Origin of the sequence: Methanooceanicella nereidis (genome assembly GCF_021023085.1) — an archaeon.
GTDB classification, from domain to species: domain Archaea; phylum Halobacteriota; class Methanocellia; order Methanocellales; family Methanocellaceae; genus Methanooceanicella; species Methanooceanicella nereidis.
In genome coordinates this window covers 166,658-184,633 of sequence record NZ_PGCK01000002.1, presented here as the reverse complement: position 1 = coordinate 184,633, position 17,976 = coordinate 166,658, and the positions used below count along the sequence as shown (strand labels likewise).

Sequence of the window (17,976 nt, the reverse complement as noted above, 5' to 3'; positions counted from 1 at the left end):
TCTCTCTCGTTCGAGAGCGATTTTTGCGTTATGGCGATAAATCTACACATAGCTTTCGGTTATAAATGTCAGGGCCTATTATTCATAGGTCCTGATACTTAATGACGGCTATAGAAACCAGCAGCAAAGCACAGGTATACCCTATAAGTATTACGATGTTCGCCCACAAAGGCAATCCTGAAGCTACCTGTACCAGATCGCTGTCGAGGAGCTGTTCGACTATCCCGTGGCTTAACGGATCCAGCCATACCATTATCTTCGCATAGATCGGATAATACTCGAACGGGTCATCGAACAGTGATATCGTGTTCATTACCGCTGTGTATCCTATCAGGTTCCCTATCATACTGCTGAACACGAACCCTATCCAGGCCAGCAATGAGGCTATGATGGATATTAGCGGGTTCCTCGTCACCGTTGATATGAGGATGCCTGCAGCTATATAGACCGAGAATAGTATGACCATGGAAATTATGGCGAAGAACACGTTCGGTAACCTGTCCGCCGAAGGGTATATCCCTGTTAATACGGATGTCAAAATATATGCAAGAAGGGCGCTGGATACGAAGAGTACCGCTATGATGCTCAGGCAGCCCAGATATTTCCCGATGACTACTGAACTCCGTTCGACCGGCTTTGATAATAGCTGGTATATCGTCCTGTCCTTCCTCTCCATGGATATGGAATCACACGATACTATTATGGCTAGCAGGGCAAGCACGAAATTAAGCATGTTCATATAGACAAGGACGATGTCCGGCTTGAACGCGGCCCTTAACGCAGGCTCGTCGCTAAATACGTAAAAGGCCAGTGTCACCACTCCTGTGAACAGGATCGCCATACCTATATAGAATATACCTATGAGCAGGAAGCGTTTTGACATTAGATTGTCCGAAAACTCTTTCGATGCTATGGCAATAATATTTGAGATCTCTCTTCCGGCATCGTACATATTATACCTCCGCGTGTTCCTCGCTCACCACTTTAAGGAACGCGTCCTCAAGCGTCGGCTTGACCTCCGTGATGCTCCTTACCCTGCATCCGGCCCCTATCAGTGCAATGTTAATTTCTTCCGCGATCTCAGGCCTTTCCATCATCACTGACATCCTGCCGTCATCCACTGTCACTTTCTGCACGCCGCTAATATTCCCGGCGATCCCCGAATATGATGCGTCCATGTTCGGGGCGATGATCTCTATCATGTGCAGGTTCCCTCCCGTGCTCCTCAGGAAATTATCCATGGGTTTTTCTACGATCAGCCTGCCGTTCTTGATAATGCCGACTTCGTCACAAATTTCTTGCACTTCGTGAAGTATATGTGATGATAAAAATATGGTGACTTTGTCGTTTTTTAATTCTTTGATGATCTTCCTGATGTCATGCGATCCCTGAGGGTCAAGACCTGTGGTGGGTTCATCCAGGATGAGAAGTTTTGGGTTGCCCAGAAGCGAGATGGCTATGCCAAGCCTCTGTCTCATGCCGTGCGAGTATGTCCTTACACGGTCATTTTCGCGGCCTTCGAGGCCAACAGTCTTGATAAGCTCAGCGATCCTCGGCTGAAGGTCAGGCACCTTTAACAGCTTTCCAAAGTACGACATGTTTTTAAAGCCCGTCATGTTTTCATAAAACGCGGGCCTCTCCGGTAAATATCCGGTGATATTACTAATTTCATTATGCCGGGAACTTATATCGTATCCCATTATGGTGGCCGTACCTTCTGTCGGCCTTATGAATCCCATGAGCATATTTATAGTCGTGGACTTTCCGGCGCCGTTAGGTCCCAAAAACCCGTATATCGACCCTTCATTTACCTTAAGGTCTAAACCGTTCACTGCCTTTAGTTTCCCATAGTCCTTTGTCAATCCATGAGTTTCAATGGCTTTCATTGTATCCTCTTCTGATCTTTAGAGCTTATACTGAACATACCTATGAGCTATCTTATCTATATATTTGATTCGTAACAGGCTTCAAAAAATATGGTATAGTATCCTGTCAGTATACAATCAATTTTCTGATCTATCAATTGTCTATTAAAATTTTTTTGATTTTTGTCAATATTTTTTTTATTTTTTAGTTTTTATCTCCAATTTTCAAAATATTTTCTCAATTATGGATTATGTTTATATATCTTGATAAATTAACAAATTCTAATTAGACGATCAAGGATGATATGATGGATATCATAAAAACAACTTCTTATAGCGGTGTTAACCAGATCCTTTTTTCTTTAAGCGACGGTCCTTTAATGTTTTCAGACATCATGTTCGAGACCAGTATCAACCCCTGAGTTTTAAACAGAAACCTGAAAAAACTTATCAGCGCCAATATCGTCACCAGTGATGAAGAAAAGTACGGGCTGAGGGATACTGGTGTACAAATTATGGTATCTGTGCTTGAGATGGGCGTCATAACCGGGGAGAATAAGGGCATGTATTCCAGGTTCTATTAAAGCTTAAAAAGCTATAGTCTTATAAGCACTGAATGAACTGTTTAAAGGATAACTAACGAATAATATTATATCATTGAAAGGTTAATTAATTAGTACAACATCGATGTACTAACAATCATTGGGGAAGTATATGGAGCTTGACAATAAGGCAGTGGAGGCACTCACTTCTTTTGGCCTTACCGAATATGAGGCAAAAGTCTACCTTACGCTGGTCACTAAAGGTACGCAAAAAGCAAGCGTTCTTGCCGACCTAAGTAATATTCCCAGGCCTCACGTATATTCCGTCATCAAGCTTCTTCATGAAAAAGGCCTTATAACTATCATCCCGGAAAAAGTTAATAAATATCAGGCATTGCCCCTTGAATCCGTTATTAGCAAGCTTCTCGAGGACCGTATGGAATCCATAAGGTCGCTGGAGAATATCGGAAAGGAACTCGCCCAAAGGCTGGGAGAAAAAAACAATGAGCAAGAAGCCGATAACGGCGATAAAGTGCGTTTATACAACGGCCGATGGGGTATCATTCACCTGATAAGGGAAATGCTGGGCAGGGTGAATTCCACATGCGATTTCATAACCAATGAGACGGGCTTCGTCCAGTCGATGAGCGTTTATGAGCACGAAATGGCCACGCTGAAGAAGCGCAACGCCGAACTAAGGCTTTTATTACCAATTGAAAAGGAGACACTTCCATCGATCACAAAGCTATCCCGCATCGCGGCGATCAGGCATCTTGACAGCCTCGATACCCTTGATAGCGCCAATATCCTGAATGGTTTCGATGGCTCCGACAGTTCGTTCCTGAGAGTCGTTGTCATAGACAACTCGGAAGTCCTGTTCGTAAGGTCGTCCGACAATGACAGTGAAGAATCAGCCATATGGACAAGCCAGAAAGAGCTTGCCCGGATGATCCGGCTCATGCTTGATCATATGTGGCGCAGCGCCCCGGATATAGATACGAAGTCCATCGAGATAGAGACAGGAAGAAAACCTGAGCGACTTACACCGATCTATGGAGACATCGAGGTAGAGAAAGTATCACGCGACATAATGTCAAGAGCGCGAAACAGGGTGTGCAGCGTCCTGTCGCAGGACCAGCTCATATACAGCCTCAACATGTTCATCGCAGAGACAAGGGCACTGAAGAACCGCGGTATCATATTCCAGCTTCTGGTCCCGGTAAAAAACGACATCTCCGACGCGTCGAGGGCTCGCCTGCTTATGCATAACAAGAACGACATTTCCGATGCCATCAACGCGCTCGTATCCGCCGGCGCCGAGGTGCGCCATCCGTCGGAGGATACGATCCTAAGGATGGTCCTCGGGGATGAAGAGGTCGTGTTCAACATCCTGGGCGAGAGCGTGACGACTTCACCCGGCTACACTATGGGCGTATACACAAACCATCAGGAAACGATCAATCACATCCAGGATTATTTTAATAAGCTTTGGGACAGCTCGATGGACGCCAGGTCGAGGCTTGAAGAGATAAACCGCTTCATAAATAAAGAAGTTCTAAGGGATGGCGAAGAAGGACTGAGAAAGTATTTCGAAAGGCTAAGGGAGCTAGAGCTGGGTGACTTTTCTATTAAAAGCATAGACCCGATGACCAAAAAGATCGTCGTCGTTTGCAGGGATCCCAGGGATGATCGGATACGTGCGAAGAATAAAAAGATCGAAAATATCTGTGAGTCCGGAAGGGACGCTCTCCGCTCTTTTGCACAGTACATCTACGATGGCGTAAAAATGGATTGTGTAGAGATAAAATGCGTTGATAAGGGTGACGAGTACTGTGAGTTCCTGCTTTACCCGGTCGACGTCGAAAGCAGAAGGCTCGGAAACGAGCTGTTACAGTTCTTCGAATCTCTAAAGTCCGGCAGAACAAAAGAAAACGCATAGAAAATAAGACTGGTAAAATGTCCTGTCTTTTTAACATACATGCTTTTCGCCACAGATGTTTGGCATTATCTGTAATGCGTATACTAGAAGACTATTCCACTAATAAGGGTAGGAATAGCTTGAAGGAACATTGTTTTCAAACCATAAAACTCACTAAGGCAACTAAGGTACACTAGCTTAACCACTAAGTACACGAGGGTTACTAAGGTACACTAGCTTAACCACTAAGTACACGAGGGTTACTAAGGTACACTAGCTTAACCACAAAGTACACAAGGGCAATAAAGGTACACAAATTTTTTTAGAATATGTTAACATAAGGCACTGTCACAATTTTTTCCGTATATCAAACATGATGACAATAAAGCACATGTATGGATTGTAAAATACAGACAAATTTGGACAGAATATATATGTCATCTTAAGAAATCATTTGTGTTCCTTTGTTGCCCTTGTGTACTTTGTGGTTGGGCTTGTGTTCCTTTGTTGCCCTTGTGTACTTAGTGGTTAGGCTTGTGTTCCTTGTTTGCCTTTGTGTCCTTTGTGGTTGGGCTTGTGTTCCTTGTTTGCCTTTGTGTCCTTTGTGGTGAGAAATAGTGTTCCTTTGTTACCTTTGTGCGACTCGTAGTTAGAGTGTTGAGCATTTATGCCAATTGTAAGGATAAAGTGCAAAAAAGCACTTTATCATCATCGTAAACTACGACGATGCTTAAACATTGACCATTACTGTCTTTATTTCCTGGTACTCGTAGAGCGAGTCCAGGCCGTTCTCCCTTCCAAGGCCGCTGTCTTTAATACCGCCGAAAGGTACGTCCGCAGGCGCCTTTGTATGCTGGTTGATCCATACTATGCCAGATTGTAACCTCGCTGTGGCATATGTCGCCTTTTTGATGTCCCTGGTCCATACCGATGCTCCCAGGCCGTAGCGCGTATCGTTCGCAAGCTCGATCGCCTCGTCCAGGTCCTTTACAACTACAACGGGCAATATCGGGCCGAAGACCTCCTCTTTTAACAGCACAGAGTCTTTAATTACGTCCCTTACAAGTGTGGGAGTGTAGAAAAATCCATTATCATATTGGGGACCTTCGGGGATCTTACCGCCTGTGACAACGATGCCTTCGTTGTTCTCTCTGACGCGTTTCATCTGCGAGATCATCTTTTCGCGCTGATCATAATTATTAAGGGGGCCGATGTCGACATCCTTGTTCATTCCGTTGCCGACCTTCAATCCGGATATGCGCGAAGATAGCTTTCGAATGTATTCTTCCGCTATCGACTCGAATACGAAAAGGCGCTTTACTGCCGTGCATGTCTGCCCGCAATTATAGAAACGTCCCCTGACCGCACCCTCTACCGCCGTATCAATATCGACGTCGTCGCATACTATCATGGGGTCACTGCCTCCAAGCTCCAGCGTTATCCTTTTTAGAGAGCCTGAAGTTAATTCCTTGATCCTCATGCCGGTCTCCGTTGAACCCGTGAACGATATTTTCCTGACTTTACTATTGGTTACAAGAGGCTCGCCTACTGCCTGTCCGTGGCCTGTGACGACGTTGAGGACACCTTTGGGCAGCCCAGCCTCTGTAAGTATGGACGCAAGGGAAAGATCCGTAAGCGGCGAAGTGCTAGACGGTTTTAATACCATGGTATTACCGGTCACCAGTGCCGGCCCCACTTTCCAGCCCATCAATATTGCCGGAACGTTCCATGGTATTATCGCGCCGCAAACGCCTACTGGCTGCTTTAGGACCATACAATACCTGTCGGATGCCAGCGGTACGAAACCGCCCTGTAGCGAAGCCGATATCCCGTTATAGTATTCGAGCACGTTCGCGAACCCGAGCACCTCGTCGCGGGCCTCTTTGTAAGGCTTACCCTGTTCGGAGGTCAATATCTCCGCCAGTCCTCTGGCGCGTTCTCTTACGATCTGGGCGGCCTTGAATAGTATCTTTCCGCGTTCCCTGGGTACCATTGCCGACCAGTCGTCGAAAGCCTTCTCTGCCGCGTCCACTGCCCTGCCCACGTCATCCGAATTTCCAAGGGGGACACTATCTATGAATTCCCCCGTCGCCGGATTTTTAATACCGATGGTCTCTTTGCTACTGGATTCGATAAATTCACCGTCTATAAGCATCCTCATAGCTATCAGTATGATAATATATTTTCAAAAGTACTTATCGATGACCCTGAATGTATCGGGCATTATCTATAAACGTGCATCTCTAAGTGCAGTATCCGGTAATTTCTTTAATACCATTTATTGGTTTATCATTGGTCAGGCTAACCACAAAGGGCTCTAAGGCCACTAATTTGTCAACCACTAAGCGCACGAAGGCGAGTAAGGTACACCAAACTGCTAACCACTAAGCGCACGAAGGCGAGTAAGGTACACCAAACTGCTAACCACTAAGCGCACGAAGGCGAGTAAGGTACACCAAACTGCTAACCACTAAGCGCACGAAGGCGAGTAAGGTACACAAAAATTTTTTTAAAAAATATGCTAATTTTCTAAAAAAGTCCTTTGTGAACCTTCGAGCCCTTCGAGCCCTTCGTGGTGGAAACTGGTGTACCTTGTTCGCCTTTGTGCGCTTTGTGGTGAAAGATAGTGGTCCTTGTTCGCCTTTGTGCGCTTTGTGGTGAAAGATAGTGGTCCTTGTTCGCCTTTGTGCGCTTTGTGGTGAAAGATAGTGGTCCTTGTTCGCCTTTGTGCGCTTTGTGGTTAACTCATATGATCTTGTTTGTCGCCATGAATAAAGTGAAACATTGAGTCTTTGAGATGAAAATTCATCATATCCGCGTACAGCACTAAAGGCCATCAGCATATACAATCCTATCCGATAAGATACTCTAAATCAGCGAACTAAGACACCACATTGAACAAGAAGAAATTTTTAAAAATCTCCGGGATTCAAAAGCCGAAACGTTAAATGGGAGCGTAACATTTCTTAGATCCTTTCGGACCTATTATTAACTCGGCACGACATCTTTCGACGCCATGTCCTGTTCGCGCTACCTTCGCAGCGTGTTATTACGCTCCCAAAAAGTATAATGATTACATATTTATATATATTTTATTAATAGAAATCGCATCTGCGTTCTAAACTATCCAAGGGTTAATATTTTTGGCGAAAATTAATGTATCATATGTTTTTATGGCCTTTTTCCTATCCACTTATATTTATTCTTGTCAACCTTTATCACATCGCCGCGCTCGATAAGGTGGTCAAGGACCCCCCGACAGGCATTGTACCAGTAATTAATGTTATTGGTGATAGAAGAACCGGTGTTTGGAAAAAGCTCTTTAAGGACTACTTCCCTATCGATGACCTTCTTTTTCTGAATGAATGGTAAAAGCTCCTGATAGACCGCCATGGCGTTATTTGCAGAAACATTTTTAATGTTGACAAGTTCCCCAAAAACTTCCTTAGGCCGGGCGGAGAGTATCGAGATATGTTCTTTAGCGCTCAATGTCCCGGCTTTCTTCGTCTTTATCATCCTCAGGTCGTGTATGTCCTCCTCGAGCCTTTTTAGCCTGTTCTCTATGATGCGGAGCTCTTCGCATACGTTGCAGGATAGGCCGGATCCGCCGGTCATCCTGTCTTTAAGGGCTTTATTGATAAAGGTGGATACTTTCATATCACCCTTATTTTTATATACCCAGTCGAGCACCTCTGCAGACAGCGAGATACTGATCTTATGCACATTCTTTAAAGTTCTGTTCCTGCCCGGAATGCACATCCCTCATGTAATTTTTTATGATTTTTTATTATATTATTATTTGTATAGTTATAAAGTTAAATTTATTCATTGGTTGAAGTTCTTTCATACAAAAGCAGAACATATAAAATGGGTAAGCGCAGATTAGTCTGTATGCTCCTTCAAAAGATAGTGGATCCGGGTAATGAGGACGTATTTCTAATAGAGTGTAGTTTTGAGTCGCTTAACATGAACCTGAGAACACTTGATTATCTTGATAAATTGAGGATACTGAACGAAGGCGCGATCGAGAGTGCTCTCCTGATAGCAGATAAAAATGGCTCTACACTTGGAGTATCTTTCAAGAATAAACATCCTGAAGGGGACTTTTGGTTCGTCATTCCCTATCCAGAAGCTACCGCCATGAAAAAACAGACCGAGAAGATGGTAAATGAGATACTATCCTCCGGTGTAGCTCGCTCTATAAAAACAAAAAAGGTCGATCAGGCCAAATTCGGCGAGGCAGTCAGGGAATACTTAAGCGTAAGCCTTGCGGAAGGGTCGCTATGTGACTGCGATGTCGTAAAGGACCCAAAATCCTTCGTGTTTAACAAAAAAAGGAATGAACGTATAAGGTCGCTTATAAAAGCACTGTCGGCAAAATACGAGTATGACCTGAAGGGGATGAACGCGCTGGAGATATGCTGCGGCAACGGCATGTCCACCGTGCCGGCGAGGCCGCTGTTCAAGAGCATCATTTCCATAGACAACGACCGATGTGCGGTGTGCAATGGGCTATATCACGGCACATTAAAGCCCCGGGACACGATGGTCGTCGACGCTACTGAACTTTCAAAACACATGGATAAAAAATATGATGCTGTCATAGGATTCATGCTCGGTGCGATATACGAGTTCAACAAAGAGATCTGGAGGAACATATTCCATGAGTCCCTGAAGCTTTTAAAGGACGGGGGGTTCATTCTGTTGACCGTGAACCAGAATGATGAGATGGATTTCCTTGCAGAGTCCTTTAAAGCCATGGGTGTGGAAGGCGAGGTAATAGATAACCAGGACGAAAAGAGCATCTATGACTGCTGGGTATTTTTTGCAAGGCCGGGAACAGGTAAAATATAGATCTTACTTACGTTAGCGGTTTTTATTATCCTTGAGCCTGCTCAGGCTCCTGTCTATTTTTATATTTTTTGAAATAATTCATCAATTTTTTTATACAAAAAAATGAAATAAATTAAGTATTTGATATATAAACTTTTCGTTTTTTGACATCAATAATATGTACTTTAGGCCACCATTCTCCTTACCATATTATGGCATCGCTTTTTCACAAAAGTAAAATTTAGACTCAATTTTTATTTAACCGGGGTATTTTATTATGCGCTAGCCGATTATAACTGGAACTTGCAAATATAAAATTTATTAGATAATCTATCTATTTTGTAAGTTTTACCCCTACTTACCGAAAGATTTATATTCACGAGTATCAATCTCTTATACAATTTACAATTGCGTTAAACAGGGAGTGATTAACATAGCAACAACTGAAGGTAGGGAAAAGAGAAACTTCGGCCTAATCAGCGAGAAGGGAGAAGAAGTCGGAACATTCAGCGGCGCACAGCCCAGAGATGCAGCATTGAAGGTCGCAAACCGCGGTTTCAGCAACATCGTACTGAGGGAGAAGGGCACAAAGAAGCTACACTACTTCGTCGGAAAGAGGGAACTCGTAGCCGTACCGAAGAACGCTCCGTCATGGATCCAGGAAGCTGCAAAGAAGAACAAGGGCAAGATCTACAAGGCAAACGTCGAGAAGGTTGGTACCGCCCAGCTCCAGTATGTCAAGCTTGAGAGGAACCCGAAGGAACTCTTCAAGGTCCCCAAGAAGGCAGCTGCAGAGAAGGCCAAGCCCGCAGCAAAGAAGAAATAGACAAATTAGATCAATTTCATGATGCCGGAAGGAAAATCTCCTTCCGTTCTTATTTTATCATAAGCTTTCTTTATAGGTCTTAAAAGAGTTTATAAAAATTTCCAGGTTGTTCATGCGGCTATACGCCGAGTTCATACGTTCCTGCAGCACCAGTGCCTCGTTAGTAAGGTCGCTTATCCATTTATACAATAATGATATGGCTAAGAACGTGGCCAAAAGCAGGATCAGCAGCACACCGGCAGCAAACCATAAAATACCATCCATGATACAGGCGCCCCCATAATAATTACTATAAAAATAGGTATTTTTAACCCAAATTAATATGTTTGTAAAGTAATATGCGAAATTTAAGCCACAGGGCTGTTATATGTCCCATGAAACAATTATGAGTAAACAGGACAGATCATTTAAAATTAAAACCTGTTTACGTAAATTTTTATGACGCCACGTATAATTCTATTTGTGTATTGAGTCGAGCGCCACCTGGAAAATGATCTTCGGCACTTTGCCTTCAGCCGTCATGTTCTCTATCTCGTCGAAATAGAACCATCCGACCTCTGTCACGCCATCCCCTATCCTGAGCTCACCGCATGTATAATTCCCGAGGTAATAAACCAGGACCACCTGTTTCTCATGCTCAGTGGCGGGATCATAGGATACATAGGCGCCGATCTGCCTGCTGATCTCAAAATCGCATCCTGTCTCCTCGATCAATTCTCTTCTCGCGCAATCTTCGAGAGTCTCCCCTAACTCGAGCTTTCCGCCCGGGAAGATCCACTTACTCCGCCAGTAGCCGTTCATCTGTTTGACCATGAGGTATTTGCCGTCCTTATTACGGACCACCGCTCCGCAGCCGACAATGTAACGGGTCGCCATGATAACCTTTATAATATGCCTAGTGTATATTAAAACTTTCAGTTACATGGGTTCCCGTGGTGTAATAAGATAAACTTTATATGTGTTAAGTACATTTCATATCTCGCCTTATATGGCCGTAAAAAATGCTGAGGTAGCCAAGTGGACTACGGCGCCAGCCTTGAGAGCTGGTGAGGCTTCGGTCTCGCAGGGGTTCAAATCCCTTCCTCAGCGCTTCTTTCTGATGATGATTGTTTTTCTATAAAGTTTATCTATTAGGATTTTCTCGTTTGTCTTTTGTTTTTTTTCTTTCAAGCGGTTCGACGCTCACTCCCTTTGGTCGCTCGCTACTCGGTGTTTAGGGTGCTCCAATGTCATGGCCGGTCTTGCACCCGGCACAGTCATGGCTTCGCCAGGCTGTGCTCGCAAGCCCTAAGCGACGCGGACTGAGGCCGCGTCCATTACCATGCCATCTACGTATCCCTCGCTATGCTCGGGCAAACCCTAAAAGCCTCGCCGAACGAGAATGATTATGTTAATGATCGGTTTTGTATAGTTGACTTTAATGGCTTTCTACTAAGGGTATCAATAATATTTAAGATCGCATATAATTAAAATCCCTGTAGCAGGTATAGTCTTAAGTGCACTCGTATTTAGATGTATATTTATGGCATAGTCAATGATTTCATTAATAAATATCTTTTCTGATAAAGTTAAAATTTGTAAATATAGTATGTTTTTTAGATGTCTATATTGATTAACATTATTCATATAAGTAATCAAAAATGATTACATTATATTTTGAACTATGTAATCCCTTTTTTAAATATATTATTAAGATTTTCGAAAAAAGGTAGCGTTTAGTAGATTTATTTTACATCATAATTGATATAATATTATACATTAAACACAATTTTTTAAAAATTATACACTCAATATACCAAATAAATTGTGATATACTACGATTTTCATTTTTGATAAAAATAGTGATGTTATCATAACAAATTACTATTTTCAGATTAAGTAACTTTTTACGATAACTATTTAATGCGTTCAATTAAACTCGCTCTTTATAAATGCACTTTTAAAGTGTGTTTTTGACAAATCTCGGAAGAGTACCAAAATATGGCATTGAGGTATATTATGAACCAACAAAAAGTTCCCGAAATTAAGTATGTTCCGACGACTTGTCCATTTTGCGGGGTAGGCTGCGGCCTTAACCTCGTTGTGAAAGATGGGAAAGTCGTGGGAGTCGAACCATGGAAAAGAAGTCCGGTTAACGAAGGAAAATTATGTCCGAAGGGATATGGGTGCTATGAATTCATTCACAGCCCCGACAGGCTTACAAAGCCATTGATCAAGAAAGATGGCAAATTTGTCGAGGCGTCGTGGGATGAAGCGCTTGACCTGGTCGCAAGCAAACTGAAAGAGGTATATGGAAAATACGGGCCTGACGCCCTTGCATTCCAGGTATCCTGCAGGGTGCCGAACGAGGAATGCTACCTAATGAACAAGCTGGCAAGGGTCGGGTTCAAGACGAACAACGTGGACAACTGTGCCCGTATATGCCATGGCCCGTCAGTGGCAGGCCTGTCGCTTTCCCTGGGTTCAGGAGCGGCTACAAACCCGTTCGCGGACCTTCTTAACGCGGACTGTATATTCGTCATAGGCTCCAATGCGATGGAAGCACATCCGCTAGTGGGCAGGCGTCTTATACAGGCCAAGGAGAAAGGCACGACATTAATAGTCGCTGACCCGCGTTATACCCTTACGGCAAGGAAAGCCCACATTTATATGAGGTTCAACCCGTCCACCGTCATACCTCTTATCAACTCTATGATGTACTGGATCATCAAAGAGGGCAAAGCGGACATGGAGTTCATAAAGAACAAGACGAAGGACTTTGAAGAACTGAAGAAGACCGTCGAGAAATACGCTGACGTAGAAGCGCTGACAGGAACGCCCACGGAACTTGTCAAGGAAATAGCGTTAAAGTATGCCAGCGCAAAGAACGCTGCTATCGTATACTGCCTTGGCATAACCGAGACCACTAGCGGCACGGACAATGTCAGGTCACTGGCGAACCTCGCTATGCTGACCGGCAATATTGGAAGGCCGGGAACCGGAATTAACCCTCTCAGGGGCCAGAACAACGTGCAGGGCGCATGCGATATGGGAGCTTACCCGAACGTTTACTCCGGATATCAGAAAGTCGAGCTGGAAGAGAACCGCAAGAAGATGGAACAGGCATGGGGCGTAGAAGGGCTGCCGGGTAACTACGGCCTCACTCTCATGGAACAGATAGACGCCTGCGGTGACAGGGTCAAAGCGATGTTCATGCTTGGTGAGAACCCGATGATATCGTTCCCGGATATCAACCATGTGAGGGAATGCCTTAGTAAGCTCGAATTCTCTGTGGTCGAGGATATTTTCCTGACCGAGACCGCACAGCTGGCCGATGTAGTATTACCTGCGGCATGCTGGGCAGAGAAAGACGGAACGTTCACGAGTGGCGAAAGGCGTGTGCAGCGTGTAAGGAAGGCTGTAGATGCACCGGGAGAGGCGAAGCCCGACTGGGAGATCTTAAGCCTGCTCGGTCAGAAGCTTGGGCTGAAAGGATTCGATTTCAAGAGCGCCGAGGAAGTCTTCAACGATATGGCTAGGGTGACCCCCCAGTATGGCGGTATGACCTATGCCAGGCTCGAAAAGCCTGAAGCGCTTGTATGGCCGTGCCCCACCGCAGACCACCCCGGTACCCCGATACTTCACACACAGAAGTTCGCGACAGCCGACGGCCTGGGCAACTTCTTTGGAATAGACTACAAGCCTCCTGCGGAAGTCCCCGACGAGGAATATCCGTTCGCGCTGATGACAGGCAGGCTGCTGTTCCACTACCACTCAGGTACCCAGACCAGAAGGTCCAAGCAGCTCCACAACGAGGTACCAACAGGCTTTGTCGAGATAAGCGAGGCTGACGCCGCCGAACTGGGCATCAAGAAAGGCGACCGTGTCTTGCTTAAGAGCCGCCGTGGAGAGGTCGAGACCAATGCACTGGTAACGAAGGACATACCGAAGGGCGTCTTGAACATGACGTTCCACTTCAGGGAATGCCCTGCTAACCTGCTGACCAATACAGCGAGAGACCCGCTCTCGAAGATGCCGGAGCTGAAATACTGTGCCGTTTCAGTTGAAAAGGTAAAGGCGAGGTGATCGAGATGGTAAACATTGGAGACAAGTTCTATGTTAAGGCAGCGGACGCCGGCATACAGGCAAAAGGCGAGTGCGGCGGAGCTGTAACGGCAATATTAAAGTACCTGTTAGAGAACAAGATGGTGGATGCTGTCCTGGCAATGGGCAGAGGCAAGGACATATATGACGGCGTGCCAACGCTCGTCACCGACCCGGCAAAGATATCCGAGATATCCGGGTCACTGCACTGCGCACCCCTGCTTCAGTCCAAGTTCCTGCACAAGTATCTCGATGACGCAAAGGGCCTTAAGATCGCGGTCGTCGGTGTCGGTTGCGACGCTATGGCTATAAAGAAAATGGCCGAAAAGGGTGTTATAAACCTCGATAACCTTGTCCTGATCGGCCTTAACTGCGGCGGCACTCTGCCCCCAGTAAAGGCACAGGAAATGATACAAAAGTTCTATGAGGTGAACCCGCAGGACGTGGTCAAAGAGGAGATAGCGAAGGGCAACTTCATTATCGAGACCAAAGATCACCAGCACAAGGAGATCAAGATCGACGAGCTCGAAGAGCTGGGCTACGGCAGAAGGGCTAACTGTCGTCGCTGCGAAGTCAAGATACCCAGAGTAATGGATATCGCATGCGGCAACTGGGGAGTAATCGGGTCTGACGCCGGCAGGGCGACATTCGTAGAGGTCTGCTCCGACCTCGGTGCCGAACTTATCGACGGCGCCATCAAGGCCAACGCTGTCATCGCTACGGAACCAATACCCAAGGGTATCGAGATCCGCGACAGCATTGAAAAGTCCATGCTGAAGCTTGCCGAAAAGTGGCAGAAGCATGACTTCGTCGATGATGCGAAGAAAGAGGAGTACTGGCTCCAGCAGTTCTCAAAGTGCATAAAGTGCCTCGGATGCATCAAGGTATGCCCCGTATGCCTTTGCGCTGACTGTAAGATAGAGAGTACCGAGCCGTACTGGTTCGAGACTAACAAATACCCCGTGTCACCCAAACTTCAGTTCACCAGGGCCGCCCACCTTGCCAGCGACTGTGTGAACTGCGGGCAGTGCGAGGATGTTTGTCCTGTAGAGATACCGCTCTCGACCTTCTTCCAGCAGTCCGGCAAGGACTACGAAAGGATATTCAAGAAGTTCGATGAACTTACATCCTTGTAAAATAAATAAAATAATGGGTGTGATACCCATTATTATTTTTTTTATTAAACCGTAGATAATTTTTTCACACCTGTTCCGTAATTATAAAACGTACCTATAAGAACAAAGTTATAGTTTCTATTCTATACGGTCAATGTAAATTATAATAGGGCTTGATAATTTTCAGGTCTAAAACACCGTCGTTATCTTACATATAAAATAAATATGATCATAAAAATGCATCACATGATCCTTAATAGTTACCCGGAGTATATTATGGCTATATGGTCTGAGCACTTAAAATATGATCCTATACCTGCGTTTTTATCCTCGAACAATGAGGCTATCATATATTATGTTAAACGAGACCTGCTGGATGAAGAATCCGGGCCTGTCAGTCAATTATGGAAATTACCGGAAGCACAAAAGATCATCAGGAAACAACAGGCTGACGGAACATGGAAATATCCCGGTAAGCAAATAGTTGTTTATCCCGGGCATCATTACCGGCTTGTCGAGACATGGAAGCAGTTCAGGTATCTCGTGGAAAAGTATGAGATCACAAAAGAACATCCTGCCGCTGAAAAGGCTGCCGAGTTTCTTTTTTCATGCCAGACTGATGAGGGGGATATCAGGGGTATGATAGGTAATCAATACGCTACGTATTATACAGGGGCTATTATGGCGCTTTTGATCAGGGCCGGATATGCAGATGACCCCCGGATCAAAAAAGGGTTTAAATGGCTATTACCGATGCGGCAGAAAGATGGCGGGTGGACGATACCTTTATTGACTGTTAAATTTGACAGGAAGACGATATACCGGCTTACAAGCGAATATTGCGAGCCGGTGGAGCCGGACCGGTCCAGGCCGTTCTCTCATAACTGGACCGGGATGGTGCTCAGGGCTTTCGCGGCGCATCCGGAATACAGGAAATGCGAGGAAGCAAGGCTTGCAGGGGAACTGTTGAAATCCAGGTTTTTCAAAAAGGATTCATATTCTTCTTATATGTCGGCAAGTAACTGGATAAGGTTCCAGTATCCTTTCTGGTGGCCGAACCTGCTTACAGCATTCGACTCGCTTTCACTGATGGGCTTTTCCGGGAAAGATGCGGATATAAGAAAGGGATTAAACTGGTTTATAGGGCACCAGGAAATGAACGGCTTATGGAAAACAACTTATGTCCCGGAGAAAAAAGGATCGTCTAAGGATAAGGCTGAAGATACCCAATACTGGATAAGTCTTGCGATCTGCAGGGTATTTAAAAGATTTTATGGATCATGTAAATGATGGATATTAATTTTTTAAGATCATGTATACTTGTGTCTACTTTCCTATTTTTTATTATAGCTTACTTTATATAATAATCAATTATTCATTATCCATAAAAATTAGTGTGCAATGCTAGTATATTTTCGCTTAAAATCAACCTTATTATTATATATTCTGGATAATATGTTTTATTTGGTGATAATAATATGGCCAAGGAAGAGATGAGAGGAGCTGTATGCGCCGAATGCCAGCACTGTGGAGCAGAGATCCACAAAGAGGACAAGGAGTGTCCCGGCTGCAGGAGAGACGTAAAAGAATGCATCATCGATAAAGACGTAACGAGCTCAGTCTATCCGATGTAAGTATCTTTTATTAGCGGTAGTAAATACCAATTATGTCAAAACGAGGGGCGAAGTAGTAGAAAATTTTTTTGCTTTACGCCCCGATTTTTATTTAGGAGACGGCAATGTCATTGAAGAACATGCAAAACGGTATCATTCCCTTATCGATCACTGCTTTAATGATAGCAGTAACGGTATTTGCCTCCAGTATATCACTGGCACAGGATGTTTCGGCATCGCCGGTATTGCCTGAGCAGGTCAGGTTAGGGGACATAACGGGCACAGTAGTCACTCTTTACTATTATGATGAGGAAACAGGTGGTAAGGGAAATATCGTGCCTTTGCCTGATAATCCACAGGTGGTTACCGCGGACCCGGCCAAAGCAGCCCCCGGAACATACACTTTCACAAGGGTCCCTGTCGGGAAATATTACATTGAAGCGGTAAATGACGGTAATGTGTACTTTGCCATAATGGAGCTGAAAGAAGGCCAGGGGACAGGCACTGCGAACATTGCGATACCGAACTGGCAAAGGATAAGCGGTACTTCTGACGATACCGATAGCGTTCCGGAGACCATTCCTTCGCCGACATCAATAATTTCACCGACACCATCGCAGATGCCCGCATCGGCGACAAAGGCATCAACACCCGGAATGACCGGAGCTATGGCATTTATGGCGATCATGATGTCTTTATGTATCATAGCGCTGAAAAGAAAGTAATAGGATAACATTATTTGATATGCTCAAATAATGGCCGGCATCAGCTTAAAAAAGACAAAAACGACTAATTAAGGCTATTTTTATAGCCCTTATCCTGTCTCGTAATTTAATTTTTGAATGGCTTTTCCCGACGATATATCTCGTCTTACGTTATTCCGGTTTTTCAGAATAATGTCTTCAGAGCACCTATGGCGATCGCAGTTCCGATCAACAGGATCGTGGTTACTCTCATTATATTTATGCCAATGTTTGAATTAACCATGCTATCACCTCCTCGGACGGGCCCTGTTCTTACAGGTATATGCGCCAGATCCGAGAACAATAGCTTTGCTATCTTTTATTCCTGAAGTAATATGATAATAATACAGTCTATATAAATATTATTGATTAATTATGTACAATAATATCCATATTTTTAAAAAAACGTATTTTTTCGGACCGAATAATGAAATTTAA

14 protein-coding genes and 1 tRNA gene are annotated in these 17,976 nt (G+C 44.6%); 9 read left to right on the top strand and 6 right to left on the bottom strand.

Annotated elements, in window-relative coordinates; all coding sequences use genetic code 11:
* Positions 1-82: 82 nt before the first annotated feature.
* Both CUJ83_RS03130 and CUJ83_RS03125 read right to left on the bottom strand, forming a co-directional pair.
* Positions 83-952: an ABC transporter permease gene (locus tag CUJ83_RS03130; RefSeq protein ID WP_230740521.1), complete on the bottom strand. Its 870-nt coding sequence runs from the start codon at positions 950-952 to the stop codon at positions 83-85.
* Between the two features lies 1 nt (position 953).
* Positions 954-1,886 (bottom strand): ABC transporter ATP-binding protein, encoded by a 933-nt coding sequence (locus CUJ83_RS03125; protein WP_230740519.1) that lies wholly within the window; start codon positions 1,884-1,886, stop codon positions 954-956.
* A 693-nt stretch (positions 1,887-2,579) separates the two neighbouring features.
* Here CUJ83_RS03125 and CUJ83_RS03120 point away from each other — a divergent pair.
* The gene (locus tag CUJ83_RS03120; RefSeq protein WP_230740517.1) at positions 2,580-4,346 is read left to right on the top strand and encodes a helix-turn-helix domain-containing protein; all 1,767 of its coding nucleotides are present in this window, start codon (positions 2,580-2,582) and stop codon (positions 4,344-4,346) included.
* A gap of 709 nt (positions 4,347-5,055) precedes the next feature.
* Here the strand turns inward: CUJ83_RS03120 and CUJ83_RS03115 are convergent.
* Positions 5,056-6,486, bottom strand: a complete 1,431-nt coding sequence (locus CUJ83_RS03115) for an aldehyde dehydrogenase family protein (RefSeq protein WP_230740515.1) — start codon at positions 6,484-6,486, stop codon at positions 5,056-5,058.
* Positions 6,487-7,496: 1,010 nt separating this feature from the next.
* Positions 7,497-8,084 (bottom strand): hypothetical protein, encoded by a 588-nt coding sequence (locus tag CUJ83_RS03110; RefSeq protein ID WP_230740513.1) that lies wholly within the window; start codon positions 8,082-8,084, stop codon positions 7,497-7,499.
* A gap of 132 nt (positions 8,085-8,216) precedes the next feature.
* Between CUJ83_RS03110 and CUJ83_RS03105 the strand changes: the two genes are divergently transcribed.
* On the top strand, positions 8,217-9,179 hold the full coding sequence (locus CUJ83_RS03105; protein WP_230740511.1) for a methyltransferase domain-containing protein: 963 nt from the start codon (positions 8,217-8,219) through the stop codon (positions 9,177-9,179).
* Between the two features lie 412 nt (positions 9,180-9,591).
* Complete coding sequence (locus tag CUJ83_RS03100) at positions 9,592-9,984, top strand: non-histone chromosomal MC1 family protein (RefSeq protein WP_230740931.1); 393 nt, start codon at positions 9,592-9,594, stop codon at positions 9,982-9,984.
* 57 nt (positions 9,985-10,041) lie between these two features.
* Here the strand turns inward: CUJ83_RS03100 and CUJ83_RS03095 are convergent, their stop codons facing one another.
* Entirely contained in the window at positions 10,042-10,248 is a 207-nt protein-coding gene (locus CUJ83_RS03095; RefSeq protein WP_230740509.1) for a hypothetical protein, read from the bottom strand.
* A 192-nt stretch (positions 10,249-10,440) separates the two neighbouring features.
* Complete coding sequence (locus tag CUJ83_RS03090) at positions 10,441-10,860, bottom strand: NUDIX hydrolase (RefSeq protein WP_230740507.1); 420 nt, start codon at positions 10,858-10,860, stop codon at positions 10,441-10,443.
* A gap of 127 nt (positions 10,861-10,987) precedes the next feature.
* On the opposite strand from CUJ83_RS03090, the gene CUJ83_RS03085 reads away from it, so the two are divergent.
* The 6 genes from CUJ83_RS03085 (at position 10,988) to CUJ83_RS03060 (ending at position 17,520) form a co-directional block, all read left to right on the top strand.
* A tRNA-Ser gene (locus CUJ83_RS03085) sits at positions 10,988-11,073 on the top strand.
* A 909-nt stretch (positions 11,074-11,982) separates the two neighbouring features.
* Positions 11,983-14,049 carry a formate dehydrogenase subunit alpha gene (fdhF, locus tag CUJ83_RS03080; protein ID WP_230740505.1) on the top strand — a complete coding sequence of 689 codons (2,067 nt, stop codon included), beginning with the start codon at positions 11,983-11,985 and terminating at the stop codon, positions 14,047-14,049.
* 5 nt (positions 14,050-14,054) lie between these two features.
* Entirely contained in the window at positions 14,055-15,203 is a 1,149-nt protein-coding gene (locus tag CUJ83_RS03075) for a Coenzyme F420 hydrogenase/dehydrogenase, beta subunit C-terminal domain (RefSeq protein WP_230740503.1), read from the top strand.
* A 255-nt stretch (positions 15,204-15,458) separates the two neighbouring features.
* Entirely contained in the window at positions 15,459-16,472 is a 1,014-nt protein-coding gene (locus CUJ83_RS03070; protein ID WP_230740502.1) for a hypothetical protein, read from the top strand.
* A gap of 188 nt (positions 16,473-16,660) precedes the next feature.
* Positions 16,661-16,816, top strand: a complete 156-nt coding sequence (locus CUJ83_RS03065; protein WP_230740500.1) for a hypothetical protein — start codon at positions 16,661-16,663, stop codon at positions 16,814-16,816.
* A 104-nt stretch (positions 16,817-16,920) separates the two neighbouring features.
* A complete protein-coding gene (locus CUJ83_RS03060) occupies positions 16,921-17,520 on the top strand; it encodes a hypothetical protein (RefSeq protein WP_230740498.1) in 600 nt (199 codons plus the stop codon).
* Positions 17,521-17,976 lie beyond the last annotated feature (456 nt).